The sequence below is a fragment of the Sphingopyxis sp. GW821-FHT02C12 genome, from assembly GCF_059421785.1.
The window spans coordinates 1770653-1783766 of the sequence record NZ_JBWKVQ010000001.1; the positions used below are offsets into that span (position 1 = coordinate 1770653).

Annotated in this window: 13 protein-coding genes; 12 read left to right on the forward strand and 1 reads right to left on the reverse strand. The window is 66.0% G+C overall.

All coding sequences use genetic code 11. The features are described from left to right. Nucleotides 1-14: 14 nt before the first annotated feature. The 11 genes from AC07U1_RS08395 (at nt 15) to AC07U1_RS08445 (ending at nt 11519) form a co-directional block, all read left to right on the forward strand. Entirely contained in the window at nt 15-1229 is a 1215-nt protein-coding gene (locus AC07U1_RS08395) for a pyridoxal phosphate-dependent aminotransferase (protein ID WP_495176843.1), read from the forward strand. Between the two features lie 310 nt (nt 1230-1539). After that, on the forward strand, nt 1540-2214 hold the full coding sequence (msrA, locus tag AC07U1_RS08400; protein ID WP_187141012.1) for a peptide-methionine (S)-S-oxide reductase MsrA: 675 nt from the start codon (nt 1540-1542) through the stop codon (nt 2212-2214). Nucleotides 2215-2356: 142 nt separating this feature from the next. Beyond that, a complete protein-coding gene (locus tag AC07U1_RS08405; protein ID WP_187141013.1) occupies nt 2357-3496 on the forward strand; it encodes a serine hydrolase in 1140 nt (379 codons plus the stop codon). A gap of 4 nt (nt 3497-3500) precedes the next feature. Next, nucleotides 3501-3812, forward strand: coding sequence for a hypothetical protein (locus AC07U1_RS08410; protein ID WP_187141014.1), 312 nt, complete (start codon nt 3501-3503; stop codon nt 3810-3812). Nucleotides 3813-3974: 162 nt separating this feature from the next. Then, the gene (gene sucC, locus AC07U1_RS08415) at nt 3975-5183 is read left to right on the forward strand and encodes an ADP-forming succinate--CoA ligase subunit beta (RefSeq protein WP_187141015.1); all 1209 of its coding nucleotides are present in this window, start codon (nt 3975-3977) and stop codon (nt 5181-5183) included. Nucleotides 5184-5290: 107 nt separating this feature from the next. Continuing rightward, nucleotides 5291-6040 (forward strand): electron transfer flavoprotein subunit beta/FixA family protein, encoded by a 750-nt coding sequence (locus tag AC07U1_RS08420; protein WP_056345625.1) that lies wholly within the window; start codon nt 5291-5293, stop codon nt 6038-6040. Then, the gene (locus AC07U1_RS08425) at nt 6037-6966 is read left to right on the forward strand and encodes an electron transfer flavoprotein subunit alpha/FixB family protein (RefSeq protein ID WP_495176842.1); all 930 of its coding nucleotides are present in this window, start codon (nt 6037-6039) and stop codon (nt 6964-6966) included. The genes AC07U1_RS08420 and AC07U1_RS08425 overlap by 4 nt, the downstream gene beginning before the upstream one ends. A 2-nt stretch (nt 6967-6968) precedes the next feature. Next, nucleotides 6969-8306 carry a DUF389 domain-containing protein gene (locus AC07U1_RS08430; protein ID WP_495176841.1) on the forward strand — a complete coding sequence of 446 codons (1338 nt, stop codon included), beginning with the start codon at nt 6969-6971 and terminating at the stop codon, nt 8304-8306. A 103-nt stretch (nt 8307-8409) separates the two neighbouring features. Next, entirely contained in the window at nt 8410-9687 is a 1278-nt protein-coding gene (locus tag AC07U1_RS08435) for a serine hydrolase domain-containing protein (protein ID WP_495176840.1), read from the forward strand. Nucleotides 9688-9741: 54 nt separating this feature from the next. Beyond that, nucleotides 9742-10737 carry a cupin domain-containing protein gene (locus tag AC07U1_RS08440; RefSeq protein WP_495176839.1) on the forward strand — a complete coding sequence of 332 codons (996 nt, stop codon included), beginning with the start codon at nt 9742-9744 and terminating at the stop codon, nt 10735-10737. Next, the gene (locus AC07U1_RS08445) at nt 10737-11519 is read left to right on the forward strand and encodes an enoyl-CoA hydratase (RefSeq protein ID WP_495176838.1); all 783 of its coding nucleotides are present in this window, start codon (nt 10737-10739) and stop codon (nt 11517-11519) included. Before AC07U1_RS08440 ends, AC07U1_RS08445 begins: the two co-directional genes overlap by 1 nt. A gap of 6 nt (nt 11520-11525) precedes the next feature. On the opposite strand, the gene AC07U1_RS08450 is transcribed toward AC07U1_RS08445, so the two are convergent. Further along, nucleotides 11526-12275, reverse strand: coding sequence for an energy transducer TonB (locus AC07U1_RS08450; protein ID WP_056345642.1), 750 nt, complete (start codon nt 12273-12275; stop codon nt 11526-11528). A gap of 167 nt (nt 12276-12442) precedes the next feature. Here AC07U1_RS08450 and AC07U1_RS08455 point away from each other — a divergent pair, with 167 nt between their 5' ends. Further along, nucleotides 12443-13096, forward strand: a complete 654-nt coding sequence (locus AC07U1_RS08455; protein ID WP_492737261.1) for a hypothetical protein — start codon at nt 12443-12445, stop codon at nt 13094-13096. The last annotated feature ends 18 nt before the right edge of the window (nt 13097-13114 follow it).

The following is a 13114-nucleotide window of genomic DNA, read 5'->3' on the forward strand; positions in this document are numbered from 1 at the left end:
AGGGGACGCTTTCCATGTCGACCTTTCCGCCCCATGTCTCGGCCGCGCTCGGCCGCATCCAGCCTTCGGCGACGCTCGCGATGACCGCGCGGGTGACCAAGCTGAAAGCGGAGGGCGTCGACGTCATCGGCCTGAGCGCCGGCGAACCCGATTTCGACACGCCCGATTTCGTCAAGGAAGCCGCGATCGAGGCGATCCGGGGCGGCCAGACCAAATATACGCTCGTCGATGGCACCGTCGCGCTGAAGGACGCGATCCGCGGGAAGTTCCGCCGCGACAACGGGCTCGATTTCGGACTCGACCAGATTTCGGTCAACGTCGGCGGCAAGCACACCCTGTTCAACGCGCTCGTCGCGACGGTCGATCCGGGCGACGAGGTGATCATCCCCGCGCCCTATTGGGTCAGCTATCCCGACATCGTCGCCTTCTGCGGCGGCACGCCGGTGATCGTCGAAGGAACGGCGGCACAAAACTATAAGATCACCCCGCAGCAGCTCGACAAGGCGATCACCAAAAAGACGCGCTGGGTGATGTTCAACTCGCCGTCGAACCCGTCGGGCGCCGCCTATTCGGGCGAGGAACTCGACGCGCTCGGCGAGGTGATCCGTCGCCACCCGCACGTCATGGTGATGACCGACGATATGTACGAGCATGTCTGGTACGCCGACTTCGCCTTCACCACCTTCGCGCAGCGTTGCCCTGACCTTGCCGATCGCATCCTGACGGTGAACGGCTGTTCAAAGGCCTATGCGATGACCGGCTGGCGCATCGGCTATGCCGCCGGCCCGGCGTGGATCATCAAGGCGATGGCCAAGCTGCAGTCGCAATCGACGTCGAATCCCTGCTCGATCGCGCAGGCCGCCGCCGCCGCCGCGCTCGGCGGGCCGCAGCAGTTCCTCGACGACCGCAACGCCGCGTTCCGGAAGCGCCGCGACAAGGTGGTCGCGATGCTCAACGACGCGCCCGGCCTCAACTGCCCGACCCCCGACGGCGCCTTTTACGTCTATCCCGACGCCAGCGGCTGCATCGGCAAGAAGACCCCCGACGGCAAGCTGATCGACACCGACGAGGCGCTGATCGACTATTTCCTCGACAGCGCCAAGGTCGCGGCGGTGCACGGCGGCGCGTTTGGTCTGTCGCCGGCGTTCCGCGTGTCCTATGCGACGTCGGAAGCGGTGCTGAAGGAGGCGTGCGTGCGCATCCAGCAGGCGTGCGCGGCGCTGAGCTGATTTTGCTCCCCTCCCGCAGGCGGGAGGGGCAGCTGTTTCTGAACCCCGGACAACCAGCCGGTTCACCGGAAAGTAAGGCCTGCCGCCTAAAGGTGACCCACGTCACTGCACGACGGCTCGGGGCGCGTCATATCGTTCGGTGTAACCAACAAGGCTTCGGCCACGAACGATAGATATGACAGGACAAACCGATGCTCTCCATGATTCGCTCCGACTGGTTTCCGACCATGCTCGCAGGCTTCGCCATCGGCGGGCTGCTCGTGATGATGCAGCAGCCGGCGCTCGCGATGACGCTGTGAAACCGATCCGGATGAATTTCGCCCGCCACGTCATCGTGGCGCTGGCGGGGGTCGTCATCTTCACCCATGTCTGGCCGGCGCAGGCGGAGACGGTGGTCAAGCTGCCCGCGGCGGCGGTCGATCCGGCGGTCAAGGCGAAGCGCGCGACCGCGGTGCTCGCCGGCGGCTGCTTCTGGGGCGTCGAGGGCGTGTTTTCGAACGTCAAGGGCGTCGTCTCGGTCGAATCGGGCTATCATGGCGGCAGCGCCGCGACCGCGAAATATGAGCTGACCCACGACGGCAAGTCGGGCCATGCCGAGGCGGTACGGATCGTCTATGACCCCACGCAGGTGAGCTATGGCACCCTGCTGCGCGTGCTGTTTTCGGTCGTCGCCGACCCGACGCTCAAGAATCGCCAGGGTCCCGACACGGGGACCCAATATCGCGCCGCGATCGTGCCGATGGACGCGACCCAGCGCCAGGTCGCGACCGCCTATCTGTCGCAGATCGGCAAGGGCAAATTTTTCGCCAAGCCGATCGTCGTGCCGGTCGAGACCTACAAGACCTTCTATCGCGCCGAGGCCGGTCATCAGGATTTCATGAAGCGGAATCCGTCGAACGGCTACATCGTCCGCTGGGACGCCCCGAAGCTCGCGGCGTTCAAGCGACTCTATCCCAATCTCGTGCGGGCCACCCCGGCCCCCTGATCCGGCGAAAGGTTCCGCCGCTCATCGTGCGCAAGGAATCGTTCGTCGCAAACCGCTGGTCGCCGCACACCCGGTGCGGGACGGGTGAAACCGGCCAAAAAGGCCGGGATAGAATGACGGTCGCAGTCGCTTCGGGGTTTGAATGAAAGTCGATTTTTCGGGCAAGGCGGCGTTCGCGGTTCTGATGGGAGCCATGGTGCTCGCGGGTTGCGTCAGCAGTGCTGCCGTGGTGCCAACGCCGCGCGCGGTGCCGCCGACCAAAAATCCCCCGGGCGCGGTCAGCGTGCCGATCGGGCCGCCGGTGCGCAGTTCGACGCCGACGCCGCAGCTTCCCGCTGACCCGGGCTTCCGCCGTGCACCGGCGGGTCTCGACGACCGAATCTTCCAGATCTGGAAAGCCTTTCCCGGCAAGACCGGAATCGCGGTGCAGCGGATCGACGGTGAATGGACGCTCGCCCAGCGCGGCGCCGAACTGTTTCCACAGCAGAGCGTATCGAAATTCTGGGTCACGCTGACCGTCCTCGACGCGGTCGACAACGGCCGGCTCAGCCTCGACCAGAAGGTTCGTATCGGCCCCGAGGATCTCACCGTCTTTCACCAGCCGATCGCGGCGCGCGTCCAGTCGCAGGGGGCGGTGACGATGACCGTCCGCGACCTCATCGAAACCGCGATCACCCACAGCGACAACACCGCGAACGACAGCCTGCTGCGCACCGTCGGCGGTCCCGACGCGATCCGGCGCTTCATCGACAAGAAGGATCTCGGCGCGATCCGCTTCGGTCCCGGCGAGCGGCTGCTGCAGGCCGGCACGGCGGGCCTCAAATGGCAGCAAAGCTATTCGAACGCGCGCAATTTCCAGACCGCGCGCGCGGCCTTGCCCGAGGCGACGCGCAAGGCGGCGATGGATGCCTATCGCGCCAATCCGCCCGACGGCGCCAGCCCCGTTGCGATTGCAGGCGCGCTCACCCGGCTGGCGCGCGGCACTTTGCTGTCGCCCGAATCGACCCAATATATGCTGGGCGTGATGAGCCGCACCAAGAGCGGGCCGCAGCGCTTGAAGGCCGGGCTGCCCGCTGGCTGGACCTTCCTCCACAAGACCGGTACCGGCCAGGATTACAAGGGCATGACCGTGGGGTATAACGACATCGGCATCGCGACTGCCCCCGACGGCACCCGTTATGCGATCGTGGTGATGATGGGCGAGGCGACGTCGCCGATCCCGGCGCGAATGGCGACGATGCAGGCGGTGTCGCGCGCGGTCGCTGAATTTCATGGAAGATAAAGCGATGAAAAAGCTGTTGCTGGGTCCGGTGCTGGTGGCGCTGACGCTGACGGGTTGCGCGACCCCCGAGACGCGGCTGCGCACGGGGCTCGTCGATGCCGGCCTGTCGCAGCGCGTCGCGGGCTGCATGGCCGAACGCATGGTCGACCGGCTGTCGCTGGTGCAACTGCGACGGATCGGCTCGCTCGCCAGCCTCAAGGACAAGAATGCCAGCGACCTGTCGCTCAATCAATTCCTGCACAAGGTCCGCGCGCTCAAGGATGCCGAGATATTGGCGGTGACGACGAGTTCGGCGGCGGTGTGCGCTTTTGGCTGAACCGCGATCGCCATCCCGGCCTGCGCCAGGATGACGAAGGGTAGGTTTGCTCGGCCCAGCGGAAAGAATCTCTTGTCGCCCCGGGGGTAGCCTTGCCTGCGAACTTGTGCTTAGGCGGCGCCAATTCTCCCCGCCCCAGACTCGAAAGGCCCGGCAGACCTCATGAACATCCACGAATATCAGGCGAAAGAACTGCTCGCAAAATTTGGCGTCGCCATCCCCAAGGGCATCGCCGCGATGAGTGTTGAAGAAGCCGTCGCCGCTGCGAAGCAGCTTCCCGGGCCGCTCTATGTCGTGAAATCGCAGATCCACGCGGGCGGCCGCGGCAAGGGCAAGTTCAAGGAACTCGGCCCCGACGCGAAGGGCGGCGTCCGTCTCGCCAAGACGATCGAAGAGGTCGAAGCGCACGCCAAAGACATGCTCGGCAACACGCTGGTGACCATCCAGACCGGCGAAGCCGGCAAGCAGGTCAACCGCCTCTACATCACCGACGGCGCCGACATTAAGCAGGAATTCTACCTTGCTCTGCTCGTCGATCGTGGCTCGAGCCGCGTCGCGGTCGTCGCCTCGACCGAGGGCGGCATGGACATCGAAACCGTCGCGCACGACACGCCGGAAAAGATCCACACCATCACCATCGACCCCGCCACGGGCCTGCAGCCGCACCACGGCCGCAGCGTCGCCGCGGCGCTCGGGCTGTCGGGCGACCTCGCCAAGCAGGCCGCGAAAGTGCTCGCCGGGCTTTATGACGCCTTCCTCGCGACCGACGCCGAGCAGATCGAAATCAACCCGCTCGCGGTGTGCGAAGGCGCGAATGGCGACGAACTGCTCGTCCTCGATGCCAAGGTCGCGTTCGACGGCAATGCGATGTTCCGCCACAAGGACCTCGCCGAGCTGCGCGACCTGACCGAGGAAGACCCGGCCGAGGTCGAGGCGTCGGAATATGACCTCGCCTACATCAAGCTCGACGGCAACATCGGCTGCATGGTGAACGGCGCGGGTCTGGCGATGTCGACGATGGACATCATCAAGCTCAACGGCGAATTCCCCGCCAACTTCCTCGACGTCGGCGGCGGCGCGAGCAAGGAAAAGGTCACCGCGGCGTTCAAGATCATCCTCAAGGACCCCGCCGTGAAGGGCATCCTCGTCAACATCTTCGGCGGCATCATGAAGTGCGACATCATCGCCGACGGCATCGTCGCGGCGGCGAAGGAAGTGAATCTGTCGGTGCCGCTGGTCGTCCGCCTCGAAGGCACGAACGTCCAGGAAGGCAAGGACATCCTGGCCAACTCGGGGCTGCCGATCGTCGCGGCCAACGATCTGGGCGACGCCGCACAGAAGATCGTCGCCGAGGTTCGGCGGGTCGCGTGAGAACCCGCACCCCCTCCACGAAGAGGGGGTGCGGGACTGCCGGTTGACGTTTACGTAAACGCCAATTATGGCGCAGTGCACAATTTTTGAGAGGAGCTTTAAAAGCCATGAAAATCCTCGTCCCCGTGAAGCGGGTGCTCGATTATAACGTCAAGCCGCGGGTCAAGTCCGACGGCACCGGCGTCGACCTGGCGAATGTCAAAATGTCGATGAACCCGTTCGACGAGATCGGGGTCGAAGAAGCGATCCGCCTGAAGGAAAAGGGCGTCGCGACCGAGATCGTCGCGGTTTCCGTCGGCCCGCAGAAGGCGCAGGAAACGCTGCGCACCGCGCTGGCGATGGGCGCCGATCGCGCGATCCTGGTGCAGACCGACGATGCGGTCGAGCCGCTCGCGATCGCCAAGATCCTGAAGGGCATCGCCGACGCGGAGCAGCCCGGCCTTGTCATCCTCGGCAAGCAGGCGATCGACGACGACAACAACCAGACCGGCCAGATGCTCGCAGCGCTCACCGGCTGGGCGCAGGGCACGTTCGCCAGCGCGGTCAATGTCGACGGCGACAGCGTCAACGTGACCCGCGAAGTCGACGGCGGCCTCGAGACGGTGAAGCTCAAGCTTCCCGCGATCGTCACCACCGATCTTCGCCTCAACGAGCCGCGTTATGCCTCGCTGCCGAACATCATGAAGGCGAAGTCGAAGCCGCTCGATACCAAGACCCCCGCCGATTACGGCGTCGACACGACGCCGCGCGTCAAGGTCGTCAAGGTTTCGGAGCCGCCGGTTCGCTCGGCCGGCGTCAAGGTCGCCGATGTCGATGAACTGGTTGCCAAGTTGAAAGCCATGGGAGTGCACTCATGAAAACGCTCGTTTGGGTCGAACATGACGGTTCGTCGGTAAAGGACGCCACGCTCGCGGTGATCACTGCCGCATCGAAGCTTGGCGAAGTCCATCTGCTGGTCGCCGGTAGCGGCGTCGATGGCGTCGCCAAGGAAGCCGCGCAGATCGCCGGCGTTGGCAAGGTGCATGTCGCCGACAACGCCGCCTTCGGACACAATCTGCCCGAAAATATCGCACCGCTGGTTGCCGAACTGATGGCAAGCCATGACGCGTTCCTCGCCCCCGCGACCACGACCGGCAAGAATATCGCGCCGCGCGTCGCCGCTTTGCTCGACGTGATGCAGATTTCGGAAATCCTGTCGGTCGAGGGCGACAAGAGCTTCACCCGTCCGATTTACGCCGGCAACGCGATCGCGACCGTCGAATCGAGCGACGCCAAGCTGGTCCTGACCGTGCGCGGCACCGCGTTCGACAAGGCCGCGACCTCGGGCGGTTCGGGTGCGATCGAAGCCGTCTCGGCGGGCGGCGACGCCGGCCTGTCGAGCTTCGTCGGCGCCGAAATCGCCAAGCAGGATCGCCCCGAACTGACCTCGGCGAAGATCATCGTGTCGGGCGGCCGTGCGCTGGGTTCGAGCGAAAAGTACGAAGAAGTCATCGTCCCGCTCGCCGACAAGCTCGGCGCTGCGCTCGGGGCTTCGCGCGCCGCTGTCGATGCGGGCTATGTCCCCAACGACTATCAGGTCGGCCAGACCGGCAAGATCGTCGCGCCGCAGGTCTATTTCGCGATCGGCATCTCGGGCGCGATCCAGCATCTCGCCGGCATGAAGGATTCGAAGACCATCGTCGCGATCAACAAGGACGAAGACGCCCCGATCTTCCAGGTCGCCGACTTCGGCCTCGTCGCCGACCTGTTCAGCGCCGTTCCGGAGCTGACCGGCAAGATCTGACGATGACCGGCGATCACCCCGGCGTGCCCGGTCTCGGCGATGCCCCCTTCAACGCGGGCGGCCGACGGGCAACGCGGAATGACGCGAATGACGAAGCGGTCGGGGGCGACGACGCCCTCGACCGCTCGTTGATTCTGGCGAGCGTCGCGCGCGACGCGCGGCTCGACAAGAAATTCCTGCTCCTGATCATCCTCGCTGCCGCGATCGCGACGCTTGGCCTGCTGCAAAGTTCGACCGCCGTGGTCATCGGCGCGATGCTCGTGTCGCCCCTGATGGGTCCGATCATGGGCCTCGGCTTTGGCCTGGCGACGATCGAAAGCCATTTGATCAAACGCTCGCTGGTCACGCTCGCGGCGGGCATGGCGGTGGCGATCCTCGTCGCCGCACTGATCATCTGGGTCTCGCCGATCGCCGACGTTACGCCCGAACTGCGGGCGCGGACCCAGCCGACGCTGCTCGACCTCGGTGTCGCGGTCGTTGGCGGTATCGCCGGTGTCTATGCGATCATGCGCAAGCTGTCGGGGGTGATGGTGGGAGTCGCGATCGCGACCGCGCTGGTGCCGCCGCTGTCGACGGTCGCGTTCGGACTGGTCACCGGACGAATGGATTTCGCGCTCGGCGCGTCGCTGCTTTTCCTGACCAACACGCTGGCGATCGCCTTTGCCGCGACGATCGTCGCCCGCCTCAATCATTTCGGTCCGTCGCTGACGCGGCAGCATACGGCGATGCAGGTCGTCGGTATCGTCGGGGCGCTCGGGGTTTTATCGATCCCGCTGGCGCTGTCGCTCAACTCGATCGTCCGCGAGATCGGCGCGCGCAATGCCGTGCAGAGCGAACTTGGCGGCCTGCTGGCAAAAGACGACCGGGTCGACAGCCTGAACGTGCGGATCGAGGATGACGCGGTCGCCGTCGACGGTGTGGTCCTTGTCGACCGCTATGCGTCGCAGCTCGACAGCGACCTCGCACGGAAGGTGCGCGCCAAGCTGAAACGTGACGTGCGCGTCAGCATCGTCCAGATCCGGCAGCAGAGTAATGCGGCGGCGCAGGTCGAGGAACAGCTCAACCGCCGCCTTTCGGCACTCGAGCAGCGCGAGGACGACAGCCGCAACATTATGGCCGGGCTGACCGTCGGCGAGCTGGTGCCGCGCGACCGGGTGCTGATCGACGCGCAGGCGCGCCGCGTCGTCGTCGCGCGCGACCGCGAGGCCGAAGGCGAACAGGTCGCCGCCGCGATCGACCGCATCATGGCGTCGGTGCAGGCGGGACACCCGCAATGGCTGATCCAAAATGGTGCGCTGACCGAGGCCGAGACGCCCGAAGAGCCGGCGGCGGCGCCCTGATCGGCTTGCAGACCTATTCAGCCGCAGCGCATGCTGACGAACGGGGTTCGATTCGATAGACAGAGCCGAAGGCTCGCCAAGCAGGGCCGTGGGAGATGGCTTTATGCGGACCGCGCGAATAGCACTGGCTCTGGCTGCGGCAGCAGTCGCGCTGGCGCCCGCCATATTGCCCGCACAGGCGCAGACCGCGACCCCATCGCTAGCCATCGACAAGGCCCGGGTCGACGCGGCGCTCCAGCGGATGATCGCCAGCGACCGTGCGGGCGGCGTCTCGGCGCTGATCTGGCAGGACGGGCGCGAGGTCTATTTCGGCACCGCCGGCATGGCCGACCGCGCCGCGAACCGTCCGATGCGCCGCGACACGATCGCGCAAATCTATTCGATGACCAAGCCGGTGACCGGCGTTGCGTTGATGCAGCTGTGGGAGGCGGGCAAGGTCCGCCTCGATGACCCGCTGTCCAAATATCTGCCCGAATATGCGAGCATGCGTGTCTATGCGGGCAAGGACGATGCGGGGCAGCCGCGCTATGTTGCCACCGAACGGCCGATCACGGTGCGCGACGTCCTCCGCCACACTGCTGGCTTTGCCTATGGCGCGGGGCCGACTCCAGCGCACGACGCCTATGTCGCCGCCGCGCCGCTCGCGCTCGACATCGACCTCTCCGAGGCGAACCGCCGCCTCGCGACCGTGCCTTTGCTGTACCAGCCGGGCAGCCAGTGGGAGTATAGTATCGCGGTCGATGTGCAGGCGGCGCTGGTCGAGAAGCTCTCGGGCCAGCGTTTCGCCGACTATGTCCGCACCCATATCTTCGAACCGCTGAAGATGACCGAGACCGCCTGGCGCCAGCCCGACACACGACTGCCGCGCTTTGCCGCCATGTACGAGAAGCGCGACGGCAAGATGGTGCAGCAAGATGCGGCGACCGCGCAGGTGCTGAACTTTCGCGATCACAAACTGACCCCCGGCGGCTTCGGCCTCGCCTCGACGCTCGACGATTACCAGCGTTTCGCGCGCATGCTGCTCAATGGCGGTAGCCTCGACGGTGCGCACATCCTCAAACCCTCGACGGTCAAGCTGATGGCGAGCGACCAACTCGACCCGGCGATCAAGGAGCGCTCGTGGTTGCCGAGCAAGGGCAATGTCGGGTTCGGTTTCGACTTCGCGGTGCGCAAGGGGCAGCCGCTGAGTGCCGACGAAAGCCGGGGCGCAACCGGCGAATTTTTCTGGGACGGCATGGCCTCGACCTTGTTCTGGGTCGATCCGGCGAACAAGCTGACCGCGGTCTTCTTCGTCCAGACTTTGCCCTATGACGGAACGCTGCATCGCGATTTCCGTGCGGCAGTCTATGGGCCGGCTTACAAGGGGCCCATGGGCGACTGATTGTCATCCGATTGTCATCGGCATAGCCTTGGGCGGACCCAAGGAGATTCTGCCATGGCCCAATCCGACAAGCGAGCGTTGATCGCCGAAGGCCTCGCCGCCGGCGACGATGATGCCGCGCTGCAGGCGCGGCTCGTCGGCGCAGGGGTGTCGGCGGCGTCGGCGAAGTACGAGATCGACCGGCTGGTGAAGGACCCGATGGCGGCGATGCTGCGGCGGCAGGCGGCGCGTATCGCGAAGCAGCGCTGGATCTTCGCGAACCAGGAACGGCTGGCGCGCGAGGCCGAGGGCGGCTTTGCGCTCGACCTGGTGGAGACGCCGGATGCCGATCATTTTTACCCGCACTATTATGAGAGCAACCGCCCGGCGAAACTCACCGGGCTGATCGACCATTGGCCGGCGTTGACGCGCTGGTCGCTCGACCATTTTGCGGCGCTCGCGGGCGATGCGGTCGTCGAGGCGCAGGTCGAGCGCGAGCGCGACCCCGATTACGAACTCGCCAAGGATGACCACCGCCGCCTCCTACGCTTCGGCGAATTCGTCGACTGGCTGCGCAAGGACGAGGCGAGCAACGACATCTATCTGACCGCCTACAACAGCGGCACCAACGCCGCGGCGCTCGGGCCGTTGTGGGACGATTTGGCGCCGATCGAACTGCTCGATACCGGTCGGACCCGCGACGGGTTTTTCTGGCTCGGCCCCCGGGGCACGCTCACCCCCTGGCACCACGACCTCACCAACAATCTGCTGGTGCAGGTACTGGGCCGCAAGCGGGTGCGGATGGCGCCGCCCTGGGCCTTTGCGCGGATGAAGAACAGCCGCCACTGCTTCTCCGACTGGGGCAACGAGCCGTTGCCCGCCGGGGCGGGCGATGCCGATACGCCGCCGGTGCTGGAAACGATCATCGGACCCGGCGAATCGATCTTCCTGCCCGTCGGCTGGTGGCATCAGGTCGAGGCGCTCGATTTGTCGGCGAGCATGAGTTTTACCAGCTTTCGTCGGCCGAATGTCCATGTAGAGGATTACGCATCCTATGGAGAAATAGCCTGATGTCCCTCGTCCTCATCACTCGCGACGACGGTGTCGCCACCGTCACCCTCGACCGCCCCGAAGCGATGAACGCGCTGTCGAAGGCGCTGCGCGCCGACCTCGCCGCCGCGATGCGCGAGGTTGCCGGCGACGACAGCATCCGCGCGATCGTGTTGACCGGGGCGGGGACACGCGCGTTCACCGCCGGACTCGACCTCAAGGAGCTCGGTGCCGATACCAGCAATCTCGGTGCCGCCAATGCGACCGGTGCCGACGAGAATCCGGTGAAGGCGATCGAGCTGTGCCCGCAGCCGGTGATCGGCGCGATCAACGGGGTCGCGATCACCGGCGGGTTCGAGGTCGCGCTGGCGTGCGACATTCGTATCGCATCGACCAACGCGCGCTTTGCCGACACCCATGCGCGGGTCGGCGTGATGCCCGGCTGGGGGCTGTCGCAGAAACTGTCGCGGTTGATCGGCATTGGCCGCGCGAAGGAATTGTCGCTGACCGGCAATTTCCTCGACGCGGAGACCGCGTGCACCTGGGGCCTCGTCAATCGGGTGGTCGCGCCCGACGACCTGCTGCCCGCCGCGCAGGCATTGGCGCGCGATATCGCGAGCGCCGACCCGGCGATGGTGCGCGCGTACAAGGCGTTGGTCGACGACGGCTATGCGCTGCCCTTCGGCGCGGCGATGGCGCTCGAGCAGGAGCGCTCGTCGGCGGCGAACCGCAGCGTCAGCGCCGACGAAGTCGAGGCGCGGCGGATCGCGGTGATGGAGCGCGGGCGCGAACGCGCGGGGTGACGCCCTCTACTGCGGAATTTTCCACATGATGCGGCCGAGGTAATAGCCCGTCACCGGTGCACCCGCTGCGTCGCGCGCGGGCTCGAATTTGGCGCGTCGCCGGATGAGCGGGCAAGTGCCGTCGTCGAGATTGGCAAAACCGCTGCTGCTCGCCACGCGGCACTCGCTGACATTCCCGTCGGTTCCGATCGTGACGAGGAAGCCGACCTCGCCTTCCTCCCGCGCGCGCATGGCCGATGAAGGATAGTCTGCGTTTGTCGCCCAGTAGCCCGGTACGTTTGCGGGCTTTGCCGACACGGGCGCTGCGCGCACGATCGACGTATCGACGCCCGCCTGCGCGAGGACTGCGTCATGGCAGCCGCCGAGTTGGCGAAAGGCCTCACCCGCTCCGGACCAACTCAGTTCGGCGTCGAACCTGCCGCTTGAAAACCGGAAATTCTGGTCATCCTTTACGAGCGGCGGGAGGTAAAAGTCATGCGCGTACCATTGCAGCAAGCGTTCTTTCCGGTTCGGTACGGTGCCGGTTTGCGCATCGAATTCGCGTGCGGCGTCCGATCCCGCCAGCGCCAGCTCGACTTTTCCGGGGCGGACGTCGCGCAGCGCCGTCGCGCTGGCGAGCGTGACCCGATAGGTCGCGAGCGAGAAGGTCGTCTGGAACTGGACGAGCAACCGTTCCTCGCCGACCGTGAATTCGCGCGACAGCGTGCATTGCGTCGGCTGCTGGTCGAGCCGCGCCGGTCCGGCTGGCTGCCACATTGTTGGCGCCGCGGTGGCGGTGCCCGTGACGGCCAGAGCGGATGCGGCGAATATTGTGAGGAGCATAGATCGCATGGCCCGATGTTCGCCATCGCCGGGCAAAGGTCAAGCGCCTGTTATCCGGGTGGTAACCGCATTTGGCTAAAGCGGCATGCGGAGGGCGATGCATGGCATTCACGAGCGACTATCAGCAGCGGCAGATCCGCGACGGTGAACTGCGCCGCTTCGACCGCTGGTTCGTCGAGACCGCGATGGGCCCCGCCTATCGCGGCCGCGACGGGCGGGTGCGCGGGGTGAAGGCCGAGGAGGTCGCGCGCTGGCGCGCCGACCTGGAGCAGCATATCGACGCGATGATCGCGGGGCTGCCGTTCCAGGCGATGTGGGCGGTCGGCGGCTTGCTGACGGTAGTCTTCCTCGGCGGCTGGCTGCTCGACCTGCTCGCGATCGAGCCGCGCTTTCATGGCCCCGCGATCGGCCTCGCGATCTTCATCGTCGAGGCCGGCACGATCGGGATCGAGGCGTGGGATTATATCGGCGGCTGGCGCGAGCGGCGCGACGCCATCGAGGCGGCGGTCGCGGCGCGCGCGCCGCTGCCGATCGATCCGCAGAATATCGCGAGCGGCCATAACTGGTATCAGATCGGGGTCTATGTCGTCATCGCGCCGGTGATCCTGCTCGCGATGTTCGGGCATCTGGGCGGCGACGGGATGATCGAGAGCATCCAATGGGGCTGGTTCCTCGCCGCGGTGCCGCTGGCGTGGGGGCTGCACTTCGCGGCGAAATGGCATGATCGGCGGACGAAGGGCCGCTTGCGGCGTTAAGGTCCGCCGCCGGATTGC